17 protein-coding genes and 1 tRNA gene are annotated in these 20,660 nt (G+C 41.0%); 8 read left to right on the forward strand and 10 right to left on the reverse strand.

The features are described 5' to 3' along the window. Complete coding sequence (locus tag KME09_03550) at positions 1-1,242, forward strand: endo-1,4-beta-xylanase (GenBank protein MBW4532989.1); 1,242 nt, start codon at positions 1-3, stop codon at positions 1,240-1,242. A 330-nt stretch (positions 1,243-1,572) separates the two neighbouring features. Here KME09_03550 and KME09_03555 read toward each other — a convergent pair whose 3' ends face one another. Continuing rightward, entirely contained in the window at positions 1,573-3,096 is a 1,524-nt protein-coding gene (locus KME09_03555) for an iron uptake porin (protein MBW4532990.1), read from the reverse strand. A gap of 79 nt (positions 3,097-3,175) precedes the next feature. Then, positions 3,176-4,723: an ABC transporter permease subunit gene (locus KME09_03560; protein MBW4532991.1), complete on the reverse strand. Its 1,548-nt coding sequence runs from the start codon at positions 4,721-4,723 to the stop codon at positions 3,176-3,178. Positions 4,724-5,110: 387 nt separating this feature from the next. Here KME09_03560 and KME09_03565 point away from each other — a divergent pair, with 387 nt between their 5' ends. After that, the gene (locus tag KME09_03565; GenBank protein MBW4532992.1) at positions 5,111-5,869 is read left to right on the forward strand and encodes an amino acid ABC transporter ATP-binding protein; all 759 of its coding nucleotides are present in this window, start codon (positions 5,111-5,113) and stop codon (positions 5,867-5,869) included. A 122-nt stretch (positions 5,870-5,991) separates the two neighbouring features. Here KME09_03565 and KME09_03570 read toward each other — a convergent pair whose 3' ends face one another. Together KME09_03570 and KME09_03575 are read right to left on the reverse strand one after the other, a co-directional pair. Then, a complete protein-coding gene (locus KME09_03570) occupies positions 5,992-7,314 on the reverse strand; it encodes a hypothetical protein (protein MBW4532993.1) in 1,323 nt (440 codons plus the stop codon). 407 nt (positions 7,315-7,721) lie between these two features. Continuing rightward, the gene (locus KME09_03575; GenBank protein MBW4532994.1) at positions 7,722-8,051 is read right to left on the reverse strand and encodes a hypothetical protein; all 330 of its coding nucleotides are present in this window, start codon (positions 8,049-8,051) and stop codon (positions 7,722-7,724) included. A gap of 184 nt (positions 8,052-8,235) precedes the next feature. Here KME09_03575 and KME09_03580 point away from each other — a divergent pair, with 184 nt between their 5' ends. Continuing rightward, on the forward strand, positions 8,236-9,474 hold the full coding sequence (locus KME09_03580) for a sodium:proton antiporter (GenBank protein ID MBW4532995.1): 1,239 nt from the start codon (positions 8,236-8,238) through the stop codon (positions 9,472-9,474). A 5-nt stretch (positions 9,475-9,479) separates the two neighbouring features. Here the strand turns inward: KME09_03580 and KME09_03585 are convergent, their stop codons facing one another. After that, positions 9,480-10,793: a trypsin-like peptidase domain-containing protein gene (locus KME09_03585; GenBank protein MBW4532996.1), complete on the reverse strand. Its 1,314-nt coding sequence runs from the start codon at positions 10,791-10,793 to the stop codon at positions 9,480-9,482. 368 nt (positions 10,794-11,161) lie between these two features. On the opposite strand from KME09_03585, the gene KME09_03590 reads away from it, so the two are divergent. Next, the gene (locus KME09_03590) at positions 11,162-11,971 is read left to right on the forward strand and encodes an SDR family NAD(P)-dependent oxidoreductase (GenBank protein MBW4532997.1); all 810 of its coding nucleotides are present in this window, start codon (positions 11,162-11,164) and stop codon (positions 11,969-11,971) included. A 21-nt stretch (positions 11,972-11,992) separates the two neighbouring features. Here the strand turns inward: KME09_03590 and KME09_03595 are convergent, their stop codons facing one another. The 5 genes from KME09_03595 to KME09_03615 all read right to left on the reverse strand — a co-directional run bounded on the left by KME09_03595 (position 11,993) and on the right by KME09_03615 (position 17,938). Beyond that, the gene (locus KME09_03595; GenBank protein ID MBW4532998.1) at positions 11,993-14,413 is read right to left on the reverse strand and encodes a PAS domain S-box protein; all 2,421 of its coding nucleotides are present in this window, start codon (positions 14,411-14,413) and stop codon (positions 11,993-11,995) included. Positions 14,414-14,811: 398 nt separating this feature from the next. After that, entirely contained in the window at positions 14,812-16,821 is a 2,010-nt protein-coding gene (locus tag KME09_03600) for a ribonuclease R (GenBank protein ID MBW4532999.1), read from the reverse strand. A gap of 91 nt (positions 16,822-16,912) precedes the next feature. Further along, positions 16,913-17,128, reverse strand: coding sequence for a 30S ribosomal protein S18 (gene rpsR, locus KME09_03605; protein MBW4533000.1), 216 nt, complete (start codon positions 17,126-17,128; stop codon positions 16,913-16,915). A gap of 18 nt (positions 17,129-17,146) precedes the next feature. Beyond that, positions 17,147-17,341 carry a 50S ribosomal protein L33 gene (gene rpmG, locus KME09_03610; GenBank protein MBW4533001.1) on the reverse strand — a complete coding sequence of 65 codons (195 nt, stop codon included), beginning with the start codon at positions 17,339-17,341 and terminating at the stop codon, positions 17,147-17,149. A 51-nt stretch (positions 17,342-17,392) separates the two neighbouring features. Continuing rightward, positions 17,393-17,938, reverse strand: a complete 546-nt coding sequence (locus tag KME09_03615; protein ID MBW4533002.1) for an RDD family protein — start codon at positions 17,936-17,938, stop codon at positions 17,393-17,395. A 291-nt stretch (positions 17,939-18,229) separates the two neighbouring features. Between KME09_03615 and KME09_03620 the strand changes: the two genes are divergently transcribed. The 4 genes from KME09_03620 (at position 18,230) to secE (ending at position 20,660) form a co-directional block, all read left to right on the forward strand. Further along, complete coding sequence (locus tag KME09_03620; protein MBW4533003.1) at positions 18,230-19,483, forward strand: molybdopterin molybdotransferase MoeA; 1,254 nt, start codon at positions 18,230-18,232, stop codon at positions 19,481-19,483. 153 nt (positions 19,484-19,636) lie between these two features. Then, positions 19,637-20,002, forward strand: a complete 366-nt coding sequence (gene rplS, locus KME09_03625; protein ID MBW4533004.1) for a 50S ribosomal protein L19 — start codon at positions 19,637-19,639, stop codon at positions 20,000-20,002. A gap of 105 nt (positions 20,003-20,107) precedes the next feature. After that, positions 20,108-20,180, forward strand: a tRNA-Trp gene (locus KME09_03630). Positions 20,181-20,423: 243 nt separating this feature from the next. Next, positions 20,424-20,660: a preprotein translocase subunit SecE gene (secE, locus tag KME09_03635; GenBank protein MBW4533005.1), complete on the forward strand. Its 237-nt coding sequence runs from the start codon at positions 20,424-20,426 to the stop codon at positions 20,658-20,660.

Raw genomic sequence — 20,660 nt, forward strand, 5'->3', positions numbered from 1 at the left:
ATGAGTATAAAAAAAACTAGCAGTGGACGAAGATCTTTTTTGCTTGGTTTGGGTAGTTTAGGCGGTTTAGGAATAGGCACTCTGCTACACAAATTAAACAGTGAATCAGTATTTGCCCAACAGGATAGTAAATATTTGAACAGTAAGAGTAATAAAGCCAATGACATAGAAAGTTTACGCCAAATAGCTGCTAGTAAAGGGATCTTATATGGTGGATTCCATCAGCGATCGCCTAGTGATTTCGCCCAAGATCTAAAGTTTCAGCGTACATTTCTTGAAGATTATGGTCTAATAGTAGGTGGTTTTTTTGGCGTAACAGTAGGGCCATTTGGTGCAGACAATTACAATTTTAATGAAATAGACCCTTTCTTTAATTTTGCTCAACAAAATAATTTGGCTTTCCGTGGTCATCCGATGATTTGGAATCAATTTAATTCCCCTTGGTTAGTAGAAAAGTTTAAGTCTGCTAACACTACTAATGCGGAGATTGAGCAGATTTTTGCTACTCATATTTCAACTCTAGGCAAAAAATATGCAGGCAGGGTAAATTCCTGGGATGTGGTTAATGAAGTAATCAATGTCGAAGATGGTAGACCAGATGGCTTAAGAGATACGATGGTGAGTGGTTTTAATGGTGATAAATATCCTACCTGGCTCAAGTTTTTAGGCCCAGGCTATATTCAACGAGCTTTTGTCCTCGCCCACGAAGCAGATCCTGGTGCTAAGCTAATTTTAAATGAAACCGCTCTAGAATATAGCAATGCTTTGGGAAACAGCTATTGGGAAAAACGACGGAGTGCCTTATTGGCTTTACTGACTAAATTAAAGGCTAACGGAACACCAATTCACGCTTTAGGTCTTCAAAGCCATTTATTAGCTCGATTGAATAAAGATTTTGATGGTAATAAGTTCCGTAAATTTTTGAGCGATGTTGCCAGCTTGGGCTTAAAAATTATTATTACTGAGTTGGATGTCAGCGATATAGAATTACCACAAAACATTGAAGTGCGCGATCGCATTGTAGCGGAATCATACTATGAATATCTTTCTGTGGTGTTAGATGAGCCTGCTGTCACTACCGTAGTTAATTGGGGATTAACTGACCGCTATACTTGGTTGAGCGATTTTGCTCCCAGAAAAGATGGGGCCCCGGTACGTCCTTTACTGCGCGATCGTCAATATAACCAAAAGCCAGCCTGGAAAGCAGTTGCTAGAGCGCTGAACGAAGCTCCTACTAGATAAAATTGGCACTATCACAGCCATTTTCATTTGAATAGACTACGTTTTTAATTAGTTCATTTAAGTAGGTTGGGTAGAACGATAGTGAAACCCAACAAAATCTTTTAATCGTTGGGTTTCGTGCCTAAACCCAACCTACTGGCATATCCGCTTTAACTCCTAATCCCTTTGCGCCTTTGCCGCAAACTAAGCGGGATAAACGTCTTTGTCCTAAAAAATTCCCTAAAGGGTTAGCTCGCAAGCTCGCGTCAGCTTCGCGTCCGTCTTTGCGCCTTTGCGTCTTTGCGCGAGATAAAATTTTTATTATCCTAACCTTTACTTCGACTGCTATAACTAAAATCTAAAAATAGTTCGCAAAGTGCCTACATAGATAGTGCTATTATCTGAATCACCATTAGGATCAAATAAAGCATAGCCGCCAGGGGTCAACTGAATAAAATCGTTGAAGCTATATTGATATTCCACGTTTAATAGATAGGGTGTATCAGGATCGTCAGCTACAGCGTTTCCGCCAGAACCTACTAGAGTAGGTGGTTGACCAAAGCTAACAATAAAAGTCGAGCCTTCTTTTAATAGATCGATATAGGTTGCATAAGCACTCCAGTTAAAAATATCGGCATCAGCATTATCATCAATTGTGGTCGCGGTAGTGTAGCCTGCATAACCTCCAACAGCAAGTTTTTCTAAAACCTGAAAACTACTGGCAAGACCATAATTATTCGCCGAATTGGCTCGATCATCAAAGGGATCTGTCGCTGCATCAGTCCCAGCAAAGCCAGCTAAATCATAGCCACTTCCTGCACCCTGATATGCGCGAAGATAAGCCAGAGCAAAGTTTAAGCGCTCATCTAATAAGGCAATATTTAAGTTTGCCCCAGCAGCATAGTTACCATTAAATAAACCATTGCCAGCACTAGGATCTGCGGGATTAGTTGCCCAGTAACCCACGGCTAAATTAACCGACTCTAACAGATCGTAATCCAGACCGAGAGCAGCACCACCACCATTAGCATTGTTGTAAATTAAGTTGTTGTAGGCACTAAAAAGCGAGAGACTATCATAAGTTACTCCCATGGTAGGTACAACGTTAAAGAAATCATCAACATCTACGCCATTAGTACCAACTAAAGCGGAAATTTTTTCGGTAACAGGAAAAGTATAATACAGATCATTAATTTCAATATTATTGTCATTATTTCCCTCAAAGTTAAGCGCCAGGGAATTAGTACCGCCAGAGGTTGCAGGACTAGTAACGTTTCTTGCCTGTAAACGAACTCTTAAGCGATCTTCTCCCGTAAAGCTACTGTCAAAATTAAGCCGTACCCGACTGCTAAAAGTTATTTCGTTGTCAATGTCGCTACCGTCTGGCTTAGCATCGCCAAATGTTCCCAACACATAGTTGACAATTTCTGCATTGAGCTTAGTAGTAGTCGAAAAAGAACTGTCTTCTAATGCAGCCGTCCGACTTTCAATTTCATCAACTCGACCTCTCAAAGTAGTTAATTCCGCTGCAAACTCCTGATTCAATCTTTCGATGGTGGCCAGATCCTCGGTGGATACTGATTCTGAGCTAGCAATTAGACGTTCCATCTGATTTAAGCAGCTATTTAAACCTGCTGCAAATTCATAACGAGATAAAGGTTGACCACCTTTATAGGTTCGATCGGGAAACCCTGAAATACAACCATAGCGATTTACCAAGCTTCTCAAGGCTTCGTAAGCCCAATCTGTAGGGACGATATCTCTCAATTGATTGACGTTTGTGACCTGACCTAGATCATTAGGATAACTACTTGTAGACTGGGCGATCGCTTCAGTACAATAGCAAAAAATTACACCACAAGTTATTGCACCCATAGGGAGCAAGTTGATTACACAATTGGACATTATCCCCTCACTTTAAATTGATTTCTGGTGTTTAAAATTGTTGAGTTGGTTAGCTTGCTATTTGTTCTGGAGTTGAATCTATTTGAGCTACAGCTTTTTTAGGAGAACGGCGCATTGGGTTAAGACGTTTTTCCAACCAGCTAAAGACTCTAGAAGCGATAAAAGTTAAAAATAGATAGATTAATGCCACTGCTGCATAAATTTCAAAGGCGCGATAGGTAGTTGCTACCATCAGCTGTCCCTGACGAAATAGTTCTTCAAAACCGATAATTGCCACCAAGCTAGTATCTTTAATCATGGTGATAAACTCATTACCCAGTGGTGGTAACATGCGACGAAAAGCCTGGGGAAAAATAATATGACGCATGGTTTGCACCCATCCCATACCCATCGATTGAGAAGCTTCCCACTGTCCTTGGTCAATCGATTGAATACCACCGCGAATAATTTCAGCTAAATAAGCAGCAGAATTAAGACTAAGAGCTGTAACCGCAGCAGCAAAACGATTAAAGCTAAAATCTACGCCTATTTCCTGCAAAAGCGATGGTAAACCAAAGTAAATCATAAAGATTTGAACCAATAGAGGCGTACCGCGAAAGAAATCGACATAGATACGACAGAGCCAGCCCAAAGGCTTAAAATCTGAAATTGAGGCAGTAGCCAATAAAGTTCCGCCAATCGTGCCAAAAAAGACTGAAAACGCTGTCAGCAAGATGGTGATGGTTGCTCCATACAATAAAGTGGGGAACATTGAAACAATACTAAAGGCAGCAGTTTCTCCTTCTAAAGCTGGAGCAACTAACGGTAGTTTGGGCGGCTCTCCAGAGAACCATTTTTGGTAAAGATCGCGATATCTGTCAGTTTTGAGTAGTTCATCTAGGGCATCATTTACTTTGGCAACGTTGGGGGAGCCTTTGGGAAATGCTATCCCATAATATTCTTCGGTTAATAGCTCGCCCACCACTTCAACATTATTCAGGTTACCAACTTTAATTGCATAAAGAGTTACAGGTGAATCGTTAACTACGGCATCAACCTTGCCATTACTTAGCTCTTGTAAAGCCAGTGCCGAGTTATCAAAAGTAAATAATTCTACTCCTGGTATTTTTGCAGCTTCCTGTGCGCCAGTTGTTCCGATCGCCACGGCAACTTTTTTGTTTTCTAAATCAGCAAAACTTGTGATTTCTCCTTTGTTCTCTTTTCTTACAGCGATCGCTAAACCAGACTGGAAATACGGACGGGAAAAATCTACTGTCTGTCCTCGTTCGGCGGTAATAGTCATTCCGCTAATGGCTGCATCAATAGTTTTTGATTGTAATGCGGGAATTAAGCCATCAAAAGGCATACTTTTAAATTGAATTTCTAAACCCGCTTCTTCACCAATTGCCTTAAATAAATCGATATCAAACCCAGTAAAACCTTTGCCATCTGGTGCCTGCATTTCAAAAGGCGGAAAGGCTGGTTCTGTGCCAACTCTTAAAACTCCTTGGGCATTTAAAGGAGAAATTAGATAATGGTTGAGGCCGGTTACTAGTAATAACCCGACTAAACATAAGCTCAGCCTTTGCAACCAAAATTGAATTTTTTTCTGATTCATAATTGATCTGTAAATTGTATTTAATTGAAACTATCTAGTAAAAAATAAAATTGAAAATCATAATATTGTTTAAATATGTCAATAATTATTAATTTGATCGACAGAAATATGCTCAAACTATCAATAGTAAACTTCGAGCAAATTTCATTTAATTCAATTTCAATTAGCTGCGCAAGACAAAATTTACGCTATTTTTTAAAATATATCTAGCGATGTATATCTATAGATATAGACAAGATGAATCGGTAGTTATAAGATTAATAATATTATTTTACCGTTGAAAAGATTATGACTACAAACAAAGATAATTAATGTAATCAATCTAACAGATATACAAGAAAAACCCATTTATTTTAGCTAAAGATTAGCTAAATGAAATACATAATTATGTCTACCTCTACCCCTGTTATTTCCTTTGATAATTTAAAAAAAAGTTACGGTACCTTAGAAGTATTAAGAGGCATTACTGCTTCACTTTATAAACAGGATGTTGTTTCTATAATTGGTGCTTCTGGCTGTGGAAAAAGTACTCTATTGCGCTGCTGCAATCGCTTGGAAACTATTAATGGTGGCAAGCTAAAGGTAATGGATATTGACTTATCTGAAGCAAAAATTAGTTCACACAAGCTCAAGCAGTTAAGAACCAAAGTAGGGATGGTTTTTCAGCAGTTTAATTTATTCCCGCACCTGAATGTATTGCAAAATTTGATGTTAGCTCCTGCTCAAGTATTAAAAGAATCAAAATTAGAGTGTCGCGATCGCGCCTTACACTATTTAGATAAAGTAGGCTTGAGTAGTAAAGCGAATGCCTATCCCGAACAGCTTTCTGGGGGGCAAAAACAGCGAGTAGCGATCGCCAGAAGTCTCTGTATGAAACCTGAAATAATGCTCTTTGATGAACCTACTAGCGCACTCGATCCAGAATTAGTCGGGGAAGTTTTAAGCGTAATGAAACAGTTGGCTGAGGAAGGAATGACAATGGTGGTAGTTACTCATGAGATGCAGTTTGCCCGTGAAGTTGCCAACCGCGTAATTTTTCTCAACCAAGGAGTAGTAGAAGAAGAAGGCGACGCTAAAGAAATATTGACCAATCCTCAATGCGATCGCCTAAAAAGTTTCCTAAGTCGGCTCAACAGTCAGAATTAAACCGTCTATAGCAGTCCTATTTGATTCATGAACTAGGCTCGAAGCTGTGAGTCTAATTGCTAACGCATAAAATACTACACGACGACTCCTATTTTTTGCAACAGAACCACATTGTCCGTAATTCAAGGAAGATTAACTGCTTCGGGACGGTAATAACGCTGATAAAACTCAAGATCGAGTTGATGCGCCTGATAAGCTAGCAGAGTGCGAAATGCGCCAGTAGTGGCAGGAAAACGACCGTAACGATTGTAAATATATTCGCAGCAGGCGATAGTAGCTGCGATCGCGCTGTCGGAATATTGGGGAATTGCTGCCTGTATTGCTTTACCGTCTTGCCAGCCTGTTATCTCTCCTCCATCGCGAAACGTTCCCTGTTTGGCATTGTATTTATGGTCGATAAAAGCAAGTACCGCTTCTTCCATATTCTGATAATAGGGGGGGGCGTAATTTTTGAGCAGCACCTCACCATCTTTTTCTAAGCCGACAGCGTTGGGAACATTGGTGTCTTTGCCCATCAATCGCACGATTTTACTCATCAAGGGATTCATTCCATTTAGCTTGGTAAAGGGGATTTTATTCATACGGAAGCCTAATGACTCAAACCAAATGTAGGGGTGGGCAGCGAAGTGAGGATAGCCACCTAAACCTAACATAGAAGCCATTAAGCCCAAATTCTGATGGATAGAACCCTGTTCCCAGGCGATAAATTCTGCCAGCAAAGTTTCTGCTGCACTTATGTACATAAATGACTCTTTGGTCAAGTCATCTTCGAGATGTCCGCCTTTAGATTTGCCAAACTTTTCTACTCCCGCCGGTTTATAACCGTTGCGATCATCTACCATAAAAAAGCCAATGTCTTCACTAAACATTGCCAGCATAATATTAATATATAAGCCAGATAAGTCATTAACTGCCAAAAAATAGGTAGTACCAAGTATATTGGCAGCCCAGGTATTAAACGGCATCAAATAGGGAAGTTGTCGGGGAAGATCGACTCGGCGGTCGGCAATTTTTACGCGACTGCACTCGTAAAGCTCGACAAACTGTTGCTTTTGGGACAGATCGATTAAACTAGGGATATCGGTACGAGGATAATCTTGAGGACGCTTGAGCATCCACGTCCCTTGGTCGTTCATCACAAAAACAACCACCCCATGAATCGCATCCGCACTGGCAACAGTACGACCGATAAAGTTAACCATAATATTGCCACCGCTACCTATCGAATTTTCAACTGCGGTTGCGTAGGGTAACTCAGCTAAAGCATAACCCGTTACTCCTGAAGCAGCAAAGCCTAAAAGTGCTTCTTGTTCGAGAGTTAGTGGCTGCGGTTGATGTTGACTTTGATAATCTAAAGCTCCACCTAGCTTCATTCCTTTGCCAAAGCGACGCGATCGCCGTTTTAGCATTGCCTCAATTAACGAATAATTCTCTTTACTTGCCATAATTTCTCTGTTTCAAAAGGTACTAAGTTTTGAATTTAGTTAACCCTTATACTGAAGCATTCATAACTTCTTACCTCAGTAAATAAGCTCAACACCAACTTACCATTAGCAAGACGATAAGCTCCTTGAGGTTCAACAATCGGGTCGCCTGGTTGCCAACTGCTGTGATTACTTTTATGGCAAAGCCTTAAGATTAATTGCTTTTAACTTTTGATGTTATAGTCATTCCAATTAATTTCCGTATGCTAGTAGATGATGCGAAAAGCGATAATCCTCGTAGGGGCGATTCGCGAATCGCCCCTACTACAAAATCGTATGTTTTTTATTTGGAATGACTATATATCCTTGTCCTAAAGGATACACCTTCGGATATGGTACTTTTGACTTTTGACTTCCGCGAAGCGGTACTAGTCGTCTAAATCTAAAGCTTTTTCAATTACTGGAGGCACAACAATTTCCTCTAAATTAAGTTTGTCTGCTGCTTTTTTATTGTCTAAATCTTCTGCGGCTTGTTTAGATCTTTCTGCTTGAATTTGATTACGATTTGCCTTAGCTGATTCATATTCGGCTTCACTTAAAGAACCTTCTTCGGTAATACCAACTGCATCTCTTTTTAATACCTCTGCCAAAACGCGATCGCTATGACCGATTCCTAAAGTAAAACCAAAAAATACGCTTAAGAAAATTAAGCTAATAGTCACAAGCTTACGAAGCTGAGTTTTTGATAAAAAAGACATTGTTATATATAAGACTTTACTAACATTTCAATTTACTATTAACTCAAGATTTAATATTTGTTGGCATCCTGCTGAAGATACACTCTTCTACTAATCGTTTGAATAGCACGATGCAACTATTAATAGATTTTACCTTCAGCGTAGTTGCGGTAAATTGAGGCAGCCTCAATCAAAAAAAAAAATAATGGATAGTTATATTCTCAGCCTTTTAGTTATTGGAACATTGTTGCTGGGGGTGACATTGGGTTCTGGTTGGATTGAACGCCTACCTCTTTCCTATGCCTTAATTTATCTAGTAGTTGGTGTTTTATTAGGTTCATATGGCATGGGTTTAGTCAAAATTAGACCAGATGCTGAATTTTTGCAAAGATTAAGCGAATTTGTGGTCATTGTTTCGGTATTTGGCTGTGGACTAAAAATGAATCGTCCGCTCAAGCTTTGGGCATGGCAATCGACGATTAGATTAATTGGGTTATTAATGCCGATTTCGATCTTCGCCTTAGCTGTGATCGGTCACTATGCATTAGGTATGGGTTGGGGTGCTGCGATCCTGTTAGGAGCAATCCTGGCTCCCACAGATCCTGTGTTAGCTTCTGAAGTGCAGATGGGCGATGTGGAAGATCAAGATGAGTTGCGCTTTGCCCTAACTTCTGAAGGAGGTTTAAATGACGCTTTAGCATTTCCTTTTGTCTATTTTGGCATTTATGCCATCAAAGATTCTAACTGGGATAATTGGCTGAAAAGCTGGGTGGGGATAGATTTACTGTGGGCGATCGCTTCAGGAATCGTCATGGGTGTTGTAGTGGCAAATGTTGTCGTTTGGATTGATCATCAGTCACAAAAACGACGTTCCGTCGACGATTTGATGAAAGATTTTGTCGCCCTCAGCATTATCCTACTTACCTACTCGCTAACTGAATTAGTTAACGGCTATGGTTTTTTGGCGGTGTTTGTGGCTGGAATAGTAGTGCATCGTAGTCATTTGGTTCAGCGTGAAAAGCACATTGCCCAGATGGAGTTTACCGAGCAGATGGAAAAGCTATTAGAAATTACGGCAATTGTCATCTTAGGTACTGTTTTGCTATTTGAGCCGATCTTCAAGTATGCAGGACAATCTTTACTCGTTGCCGCATTATTATTTTTAGTTATTCGTCCTCTGGGAGTCTGGTTAAGTACGCTGGGAAGCGGTTTACCGAAAAATACTCGCAACCTCATGGGTTGGTTTGGGATCAAAGGTTTAGGCTCAATTTACTATCTAACTTATGCTTTAGGCGAAGGAGTTACTGGTGAAACTGCCGAGCAAATTGCTTGGATTACCTATACAGTTGTAGTGTTGTCGATCATTATTTATGGGATCAGTGCGTATCCTCTCATGGCTTGGTATGAGAATGTTAAAAATAAGTCCCAAGTCCAGAGAGGATAATGTTTTTAAGGTATTTGATTTTCTAGATCGGCTTGAGCGGTGGGATATACCCCTGCTTTAACGGCTAAATTTAGCTCCTGTCCATTGCGCTTTAAATCTAACTGAAGATTTTTACCCACTTGGCTATTTTCTACTACTTGCTGCAAGGTATCAGCGTCTTTAACTGCTTGACCATTAATTTGGCTGATAACGTCCCCAGCTCTCAAGCCAGCTCTGTCCGCAGGAGAATCTGGTACTACTCTAATCACCAAAACTCCTTGGTCATCATTTACAACTAAACCACTGTTAGGGTTCGAGTTAATCTCTTGTTTGACCTCTGGAGTAAGGGTAGCCATTTGAATACCTAAAAAAGGATGTTCTACTTTACCTGAAGCAATTAACTGGTCAGAAATTCTTTGAGCGGTATCGATCGGAATCGCAAAACCCAGTCCTTGCGCCCCTTGAATGATTGCGGTATTGATCCCAATTACTTCTCCTCGCTGGTTGAGCAAAGGGCCACCAGAATTACCAGGATTAATGGCTGCATCGGTTTGAATGAAATTAACTCGTTTATCGGGAATGCCCACCTGTCCCGAAGAACGACCCGTAGCACTAATAATACCTTCTGTAACTGTATTATCTAATCCCAAAGGATTACCAATGGCGATCGCCGTTTCCCCTGGCTGTAGAGCTTGACTATCACCAACTCTGACTACAGGTAAATTTTGGGCATCTACCTTAACCACTGCCACATCGGTAACGGGATCTCTACCCATTACTCTACCTTCAAAAGTACGACCATCTTTGAGAGTGACCGTAACCTTTTGGGCCCCAGCGACAACATGGGCGTTAGTTAAAATCGTGCCATTGTTATTAATAATAAATCCAGATCCCATTCCCCTTTGAACTCGTGTATCTGGCATTTGAGGCCCTTGAGAACCAAAAAAGTCACGGAAAAAAGGGTCATTAAACATCTCAGCATTAGGATTCTCGACTGTGCGAGATGAATCAATGCGTACTACCGCTGACCCTACCTCTTTAACGATCGCCGCGATCGGATTGCTCGTCGCAGTCGCTGATGATTGGGCAGTAACTTGGTTATTAGCTTCTGTGACTGATTCTGTAGCTGATTGTGTAGCTGAATTAGATTCAGCCACGGCGGAAGTTCCTAAAAGTAAACTATTATGAGCCAACAGATAGTCTGCTCCTACACCAAGTCCTGCACCAAATAAAACTAAAGCCAAAGCTGTGACTGATTTGCGAGATATTTGGCGACGACGAGGCGAAGAATTATTGATGATTACATCGCGATCGCGATCATATTGGGGAGAAGTTGACATAAACTTGCACCGTGAATTTTATAAAAAGAAACTATAGAATATTTTTTTAAGATAATAATGTTGTATGACTTTGGTGTGTCGTTTTAATGAAAGTTGCATGACTGTGATTTTTCTGATGATTTTTATTTTAAATTTTGACTCTGCAAACTGAATCAGTTAGGCGTGATCCCCGTTTTGAGTAGTTTGTAAGCTAAAAAAATATTGCCAATTGTAAATTATATTTGTTAAGCTACGACCGAAGCGAAAGTTTTTTGTCAATTGTTCTTCATAAAATTTAATTCTTTTGCTCACGTCTTTACGCTGATTTACCTGCTGCACATTATCTTTTCAAACATCACTGCAACCATTATTAATTAGAGATTTTTGCTATGAAGTTATCACAGAAAACGGCTCTAATCACTGGAGCTTCTCGCGGGATTGGGCGAGCGATCGCTCTAGCTTTAGCCCAACAAGAACTTAAAACACTAATCTTAGTCGCTCGCGATCGCGCTAAATTAGCAGAATTAGCTACAGAAATTCAAGCTTTATCCAGCATCGAAGTTGTTGTCCTGCCTTTAGATTTAACTCAAATTAAGGCAGTAAATATGACTGTAATCAAAGCTTGGCGACAACATGGCCCAATTCAGTTGCTAATTAACTGTGCAGGAGTGGCACACCAAAGTAGCTTTTTGCAAACCAACCCTGCACAGATTGAGGCAGAGGTTTCTCTTAACTTAATGGGAACTTATACTATCACTCGTTTAATTGCCAAACGCATGGTTCATCAACAAGAAGGAACGATAGTCAATGTTTCTAGCCTGATGGGAAAAATTGCTGCCCCCACAATGGCTACTTATTCAGCTACCAAATTTGCTTTAGTCGGATTTACCCAAGCATTAAGAGCCGAATTAGCTCCTGAAAATGTGCAGGTAGTTTCTTTGCTGCCGACCTTAACCGATACTGATATGGTGCGGGGACTCAAACTATTTCGCCTAGTAAAACCGATGACCGCCCAAAAAGTTGCCTTGGCTTTGGTTGCAGGGTTAAAACGAGGCAAAGAAGAAATTTATGTTGGCTGGCAGAGTTATATAGCTTTGTTGTGTCAGCGTTTTGCACCCTGGCTGCTAGAACTAATTTTATGGATCGCAACTCCTATGCCCAGAAAGCGATCGAAGTTTGTTTGGCTTTTCCGTGGCTAAAAGTTGAGTGGCGGGAGTATGTCAATGAGAAACAAAATTTGACTGGGTTGTTTTTATATCAATAGCTGGTAAACACACTTGAAATTGACTACCTTTGCCGATCTCACTCTTAAGATTGACAAAGCCATCGTGGTTTCTGACGATGCCGATCACTGTAGAAAGTCCTAAACCAGTACCTTTGCCCGATCCTTTGGTCGTAAAAAAGGGTTCAAAAATGCGTTCTTTAATTTCTTGCGGTATACCACAACCCGTATCTGATATAGTGATAACTACATAGTTACCAATTTTTGCCTCCAAATTCTTTCTGACGTAGTTTCGATCAAAAAATTGATTCTCAGCAGCAATAGTTAAAATACCTCCATCAGGCATGGCATCACGAGCATTAACACACAGGTTGATTAACACCTGATATATTTGGGTGGGATCTGCCGAAATTGTCCAAAGCTCTGAAATCCCTTTACTGCTGATGATTTCAATCGAATTGGGAAATGTTTCCCTAGCAATATGCTCGATTTCTTTAAGTAAGTTTTTTAGCTGTATCACAACTCGCTTTTCAGGCTCTCCCTGGGCAAATAAGAGAATTTGCTTGACTAATTCTCCACCGCGTTTAGCGTTATCTGCGATGATTTCTAACATCTGCCTATTTCGTGCATCTAGATTTGGAAGTTGGAGAGGAAGCAGTTGAGCGAATCCGATAATTGGTGTCAAGATATTATTGATGTCATGAGCAATACCGCTGGCTAGAGTACCAAGGCTCTCTAAGCGTTGCGCCCGATAAAACTGTGCTTCAATTTGTTTTTTCTCAGTAATGTCAGTATCAACGGTGAGGATCGATTTTGATTGTCCAGCTTCATCTCGCACTAAGGTCATTCTGCTACTGACGATCGCTTCTTGACCAGACTTGGTTAATTTTTGTAATTCTCCTTGCCACAAACCAACTTCGAGGACAGTTTTGATAGCTTTTTGGATTTCAAAGGAGTTTGGGCGGCACATAAGTTCGCTGGTTTTCTTGCCAAGGGTTTCTGCTACTGTCCAACCATATAAACGTTCTGCTCCAGAGTTCCAAAATAAGACCCGATGTTCTAGATCGCGGACATAGATAGCATCAGAGGCGATATCGAGTAAAGCTGCCTGTTCGCGGATTTTCTGTTCTGCACTTTTGCGATCGCTGATATCTTTCATAAAGCAATAGTGTCCAGTCAATTGCCCTTGTTCTTTATATACAGCAATCATGTTAAGTTGCTTGTAAAAAATTGAGCCATCTTGACGAATTCCCCTCGCCTCAACTTCCACTTTGCCTGTATTCAGCATTTGTTGATAGGCAGCCGTCACCATTTCGATGTCTTCGGGATGGACAGTTCGCTGCCATTCCATACCGATCATTTCTTCAGGTTGATAACCAACTGCCTGAGCGTAAGCTTGATTGACCATCAGATAACGACCCTGAGAGTTTAACTGCGAAATTCCGTCCACGGCATTGCTTAAAACAGCACTCATTTCTCGCAGTTCAATTTCTGCACTTTTGCGATCGCTAATATCTGTTACAAACCCTTCTAAAAATACTTGTTCCCTATCTTCTGCATAAACCCCCTGTCCGCGTTCCCAAAGCCATTTTTGAGTTCCCGATTTAGTGATAATGCGATATTCACATTCATAGGGCTTGTGAGCTGCGATCGCTTGCTGAATTTTATCCCAAAGCCAATTAGCATCATCTGGGTGGATCTCCTGTCCACAAGAAATAGTGCGCTCAACCAGATATTCTTCCTGCTTATATTCAGTGATGGCAAAAACACCTTGACTAATAAATTCTGGGGTGTAATTGCGATCGTTAGCGACTCTATACACATAACCAGGTAGGTTATTAATCAAGGTAGACAGTCTCCGCTCACTCTCTTGCACTGCTACTTCTGCTTGTTGACGTTCTTTAATTTCCTGTTGTAATTGTAAATTTGCTTGAACTAACTCCGCCGTGCGTTCCTCTACTCGTATTTTTAACTCTGCTGCATAAACTTGCATAGCTGACTCTGCCTGCTTGCGAGCATCTAGCGCAGCTTGTTTTTCCCGCACATTTTCAATCACCAGACGCAGACTCTCTGGGATGAGATCTTGTTTAATTAAATATTCAGCAGCACCATTTTTGAGCGCCTGTACTGCTATCTGTTCATTGCCCTGACCTGTTAACATTACAACTGGAAAATTAGCTTGCCCAAACTGAATTTTCAATTCGCCTAAAAACTCTAGTCCATCCATATCTGGTAGCAAGTAATCTAGCAAAATTACATCAGGAAACTTTTGCCTACATAATAAAAGAGCCTCTTCTCCAGTCTCGGCTTCTAAAATGCTATAAGAGTGATGTCGATCGCGGGATAAATAGCGACGGTAAGTTATTCGGTCTTCCACACAGTCATCAACAAGCAAAACTGTTTGCACGGTTAGATTCATATCTTCACCTCCGATTTTTACTAAAAACACCGAAATTTTATCGCTCCTCAAACCCCAATCATTTAAGCCAGAATTTAGTTACTTTGGGACTAAATTTTGACTTTTTGACTAAAATATGTTTATTTTATAGTCTCAGTATAGAACTCATCAGGGATCATTTTTGCCCAAGGATCTATAGCAGAGTTTATTTCTTATCTGTCTAATGAGTGCGATCGCTACATAGCAAAATAGGGTATGGGAAGTTTCACCCTTGGTTAGCAGAATTGACCTAATACTTTGTCAATTAATTAATGATGGGTGAGCAAGTTGAGAGTAATAAGTAATGAGTTTTTGACCTACTACCTACTACATAACCTCAACCCATCAATTAATATTTGACAGATTACTACTCTCCTAGACTAAAAAGTTGTTGCCTGAATTTCTGCTTCAGTTATCTCTCTTAAGCGCACTTCATCCCGTTGAGGATCGGCGTGGGTTACTTGCATTTCCATCCTTTCCCCTAAAGTTACAGGGCGATCGAAGCGGTGGGGCAATTCCATACCCAGATCTTCAATTAAAATCAAGCCTAAATCTTCGTCTTCTCTCAGCCAACGTAGAACAACTACATCCCACACGCATTTAGAATTACGTCTGAGGTATTCTAATCCCCAGTAGCGGTTTGTTTGACGTTCGACTAAAGTTGCTTCATAAGATGAGCTACTAACGCTGTAGACGATCTCTTGAAGTTCTTCGCGGGAAAAGGGTAATTCTGACCCTTTGAGATGAGCCTTAATTTGGAAATGGGAAAGTAAATCTGTGTAACGGCGAATGGGAGATGTTACTTGAACATAACTTTCTAAGCCTAAACTGGCATGGCGAATTGGAGACATGCTCATTTCGCTACGAGGCATACAGCTACGGATAGCGCAAAAACGAGTAGGCCCAGCAGGCAACTGGAGTAATTCTTCTTCGGGTGGTAATTCTGGTTGCGGTTGACCTCTATAAGGTAGGGGTAAATTATTTTCTGTGCCGTATCTGCCGCCAATCTGACCAGCTAAAATCATCATTTCCGCCACCAACTGACGGGAAGGAGAGCTATCAATCAGTTCAATAGTTACTTCTTCATCCTGAACCTTAATTACCGACTCAGGCATCTTAATTTGAATCGCTCCTTGGTCTTTGCGCCAGCTTCTTCTCAGATAAGAACTTTTAGCTAGATCGGCAATTTCGGGTTCGTTCTGCACTCCCAACTGCAACATCTCATCTACATCATCATAGGTAAGACGGTAAGTAGGCTTAATCAAACTAGGGTGGATTTCGTACTCTTGAATAGCTCCAGACTGATCCAAAATAACCCCAAAGCTAAGAGCAGAACAGGTTTTTCCTTCAACTAGGCTCATCGGCCCTGTCGCTAATTCTGGGGGAAACATCGGAACCATTCCTGTGGGCAAGTACAAGCTAGTACTACGACGACGAGCCTCTAAATCTAATTCGTCTCCTGGAGCGACTAGGCGAGTGGGATCGGCGATATGAATCCAGATTTTAGCCGTACCGTCTTTTAGATATTCAACGCTCAAACCATCGTCAATCTCGGTAGTACTTTCGTCGTCAATTGTACAAACTTTGAGGTGAGTCAGATCTAAACGGTTATCATTAGCTTCAGCAGGATCGAATTGAAGACGGGGTTGCACCACATCAAGCACCTTTTTAGAAAATGTTGTTGGATAAGAGCTGCGACGCAAAAATAGATTTTCGTGCCTGCTCCACCATCCTATATCTACTAGTAGTTGCCAAGCTCCTTGAGCATCAAAATTTCGGCCTGCTGACTGTAATATTTCTTGAGCTAGTTTACCAGCGTTATTGCCCCCAAGAGCTACTTTTTCGATCGCTTCTAATCTTAAGCGATCGCTTTCACTCCATTGAATCTTCTCCCCTGCTAACGCCTGTTTGAGATGAACAATAAACTGAGTTTTTTCTGATTCTTTCTCTGCTTGAACTTCTAGCTGATGCTTAATTTCTTCTACTTGGGCAGCAGGACGAGGCTCGTAATGCTCAGATTTTTGCTTGAAATAAATTTTGTCCTGACTCAGAAGACAATGAGCCGCATAACAAGCCACAGGACTTTGCTCTGAAAATAATAATTCCGCCATTTGTTGTGGAGTGACGGTATCATTATCTTCAATTAACATTTCCCAGGCGATTTCTAAGCTGCTGGGGTCTAAATAAGACTCAACTTCTGCTAGAAAGCCATTAATTTCCAAAGACTCATAAGTACCTTCAACGGTGTAATCAACTCTTTGGGGGCGTACCTTATGGGACTGTCCCCCTGCATCAATTACGATCCAGTCTTTTTTTCCTTCTGGTCTGTCGGCAACTGCAAGACGACGTTCTCCTTGCACTCTGAATTCAATCAGCTTTCCTTGTTCCACCAGCTTTGCACTCGATTGCTTACAACATTATCTTACAGTCTACTTTTCGCTGGCTGATTATCTCCACCGAACTATAAAAATAGTGTTTTATTTAACCTTCTGCATTCACAAAAGGCAATAAAGCGATCGCTCTTGCTCTTTTAACCGCTACAGTTAAATCTCGCTGCTGTTGAGCAGTTAAACCAGTGATGCGACGAGGTAAAATTTTGCCTCTCTCGGTAATAAATTTACGTAGCAATTCAATATCTTTGTAGTCGATAGGATCGCTAGGTTTAATGGGGGAAAGACGCTTACGATAATATGCCATGATTGGAGATTACTTTTATTACTTGATTTCTTTGTGGACAGTGTGGGTATTGCAATGTGTACAGAATTTCTTCAGTTCCATTCTGCCAGTGGTATTGCGACGGTTTTTCATGGTGGTATAACGAGATACCCCAGGGGAACGCTTATTGGTGTTAGTGCGACACTCGGTACATTCCAATGTGATAACGATACGAACGCCTTTCTTGCTTGCCATAACTTTTGCTCAGGATTACTTGTGCGTATACTTATATTGACACGCAGCTTACTATCTTCGCATATTCCGCTGGATTTGACCAAATATTTTTTTTAGTCTTAAATCGAGTGAAAAACCTCTGTCCGTCTGGATCATTAAAGTCTCAGCCACGCGGTCATGAAATGCCAAATTGTTCTCTTCATCTAACAAAGCCAAAGAGCAATCAATGAGCAAGGGAGCAAGGAGTAATAGCATCGATAAACCATTACTAAAATTAATTTGTAAACCAGCGATCGCCAAAGCTGCACCACCACCCAGAATCAGTTCTCTCTTGCCTAAAGCCATCAGATCGGGTAAACGAGAGAAGCGAGAATCGATCACTTGAGTATCTAATGCCCAGCGTCCCAAGCTTTGACCGTGATTTTTCTCGGCAACTACTACCCGACAAATGATCCAAACAGACAGAAATACGATCCATTGAACAAATAAGTTAGAAGCAAAAAAAGCACTAATAAACCAGACAACCAGAAAGTCGATCGCAAATGCGCCAACTCTTCTATCCATCGGCACTTTAGGATATCTTCTTAAATTAGATTCAGGTTTGTAATCGTCATACATAATATGTACGTTTGATTCTCATAGGAATATAGACTAAGTATATTGCGAGTCTTCAGCTCCCAGCTTGAGGCTATTGGCAATATTATTCTAACTTTTGAGCGATAGAAGTATCAGTATAGCCGTACGAACATTAGCGATAGGATCGGCTTTATAGGTAGTCCTAAAGGATACCGCTTCGCATATAGGTAGTAGGTAGTAGGTAATAGGTAGTCCTAACATTGTCTAGTATTGCTATATCTCGATCGCCAAAGGCTTTAAAATGATTACTGCTCACTGCTCATTGTTAAATTTATGTTGTCAGTTAAAGAAGCTGAATCAATCATTCTCAATTTAGTTAGAAGTCTAAATTCTAATCAAGATTTAGAAATAGTCGAGCTAGAAGCTGTCAACGGTAGAATTCTCTCTCAGCCTGTGACTGGCAAACTTGATATTCCTCACTGGGATAATTCGGCAATGGATGGTTATGCAGTGCGTTATCAAGACGTAAAAAACTGTAGCGCAGAACATCCTGTGACTTTAGAGGTGGTGAGCGAAATTGCCGCAGGCGATCGCCCGCAAATTGAGATTAATTCAGGACAAGCTGCCCGAATCTTTACTGGAGCAATGTTACCGCCAGGGACAGATACGATTGTAATCCAGGAAAATGTCCACAGAGAAGGCGATTACCCTTCGGGTACGCTTCGCGATCGCATTTCCATTGTCCAAGCACCAGCATCACAAGAATTTGTGCGCCATCAAGGGGCTTTTTATCAAGCGGGAACACCTTTACTAGAGCCAGGGATCAAAATCGGGGCAGCGGAAATTGCCGTGTTAGCTACCGCCCAATGTACTCGGCTATCAGTTTATCGTCGCCCTAGGGTGGCGATCCTCTCGACAGGAGATGAGTTAGTCACGCCAGAACAAGCTTTGCAGCCAGGACAAATTGTCGATTCTAATCAATATGCTTTAGCTAGTTTTGTGGCAAACAACGGGGGAATCCCAATTAAGTTAGGCATTGTCCCTGATGATCCGCAAAAATTAACTGAAGCGATCGCCGAAGCTATTACCTCAGCCGATCTAGTTTTATCTACAGGTGGGGTATCTGTCGGTGACTATGACTATGTGGATCGGATTCTGACCGAATTAGGCGGTACGCTGCACATTCGTAGCGTAGCCGTAAAGCCAGGAAAACCCTTAACCGTAGCTACTTTTAATCACAATAACTGTTTGTATTTCGGCATTCCAGGTAATCCTGTATCAGCACTGGTTAGCTGCTGGCGCTTTGTGCAACCCGCCCTGAAAAAGCTTTCAGGACAAACCAACTACCAACCCCATCTGCTCAACGCCACCACTCGCCATAATTTATCAGCGGGAGGTAGCAGGGAAACTTATCTTTGGGGACAATTACACTTAGCTGATGGCAACTATGAATTTGCTTTAGCTGGGGGTAGTCATAGTTCGGGGAATTTAATTAATCTGGCACAAACTAATGGACTGGCGATCGTACCTGTTGGTCAAAAATTAATTCCAGCAGGGGAATCCGTCAAAGTTATGCTGCTCGATTGACTAACTACTCCAGAAATATAGCTTGTTTCGGTTATATTTTAAGCCAGCTCAAATAACTATCAATAAGCAATTAAATAGCAAGTGTCCAAAGTTTTTCTTTAATATTGCCAGGAAAAAAGCTATTATGATAAATCGTGAGTTTTTATATTAGCCATGAATGCTGAAGCAATTATACGTTCGATAGAATCGGAACATCTTAAATCCGACCTCCCTAACATTTATGTAGGGGATACGGTAGAAGTAGGAGTCAGAATCACCGAAGGAAATAAAGAGCGAATCCAGCCCTACAAAGGTACTGTAATCGCCAGACAAAACGGTGGCATTAATGAAACCATTACTGTACGTAAAGTTTTTCAGGGTGTGGGAGTAGAAAGAATATTTTTATTACACTCGCCCATGATTGATAAAATTAAAGTCGAACGTCGTGGTAAGGTGCGTCGTGCAAAACTATACTATCTTCGCGATCGCGTTGGTAAAGCTACCAGAATCAAACAACGTTTTGATCGGCCAATTAAATAACTTAAAACTTTTTCCAGAAATCACTTCGGGAAAAATGCCCTAAAAATGCCATGATGCGGTATAATACATAAGGCTTTGACTTATTAGTTTAATCGAAGCCAGCGTGCGTCTTTAGTTCAGTTGGTAGAACGTCGGTCTCCAAAACCGGATGTCGAGGGTTCAAGTCCTTCAAGGCGCGTTATCAAATCTTACTCATAGGCGCAGCTTATACCGTGGCAGTCTAGTCCGTTGACGGTTTACTGCTCTATCTGATTTGCTTTTGCCACCTGCAACCAGCAGATAAATCTTGGTCGATCTTATAAGCTGTTGGTATTTACTTAATAATTAGTAAAGAGTTAAGCTAATCATATAGTAGTTGGCATTTTTCGACGAAGGCAACATTTAGATTATACAAAGCGGATACTCGCGCGAGGCAATAGTTTTGGCTAAAAAAGATATAGTAAATAAAGAACAATCCGTAACCAAAGAAGCAGTAAAGACTAATAGTGCTGCTGAGTTTGCGATTGAGACCAAGGAAGAATTAGGCAAGGTTGTCTGGCCCTCCCGCCAGCAGTTAATTAGTGAATCGGCAGCCGTAATTTTGATGGTTATTTTAGTGTCTACAGTTATTTATTTGATTGATAAATTCTTTGCCTGGGGAGCAGGAAAAGTGTTTTAA

Source organism: Pleurocapsa minor HA4230-MV1, from assembly GCA_019359095.1.
Classification (GTDB): domain Bacteria; phylum Cyanobacteriota; class Cyanobacteriia; order Cyanobacteriales; family Xenococcaceae; genus Waterburya; species Waterburya minor.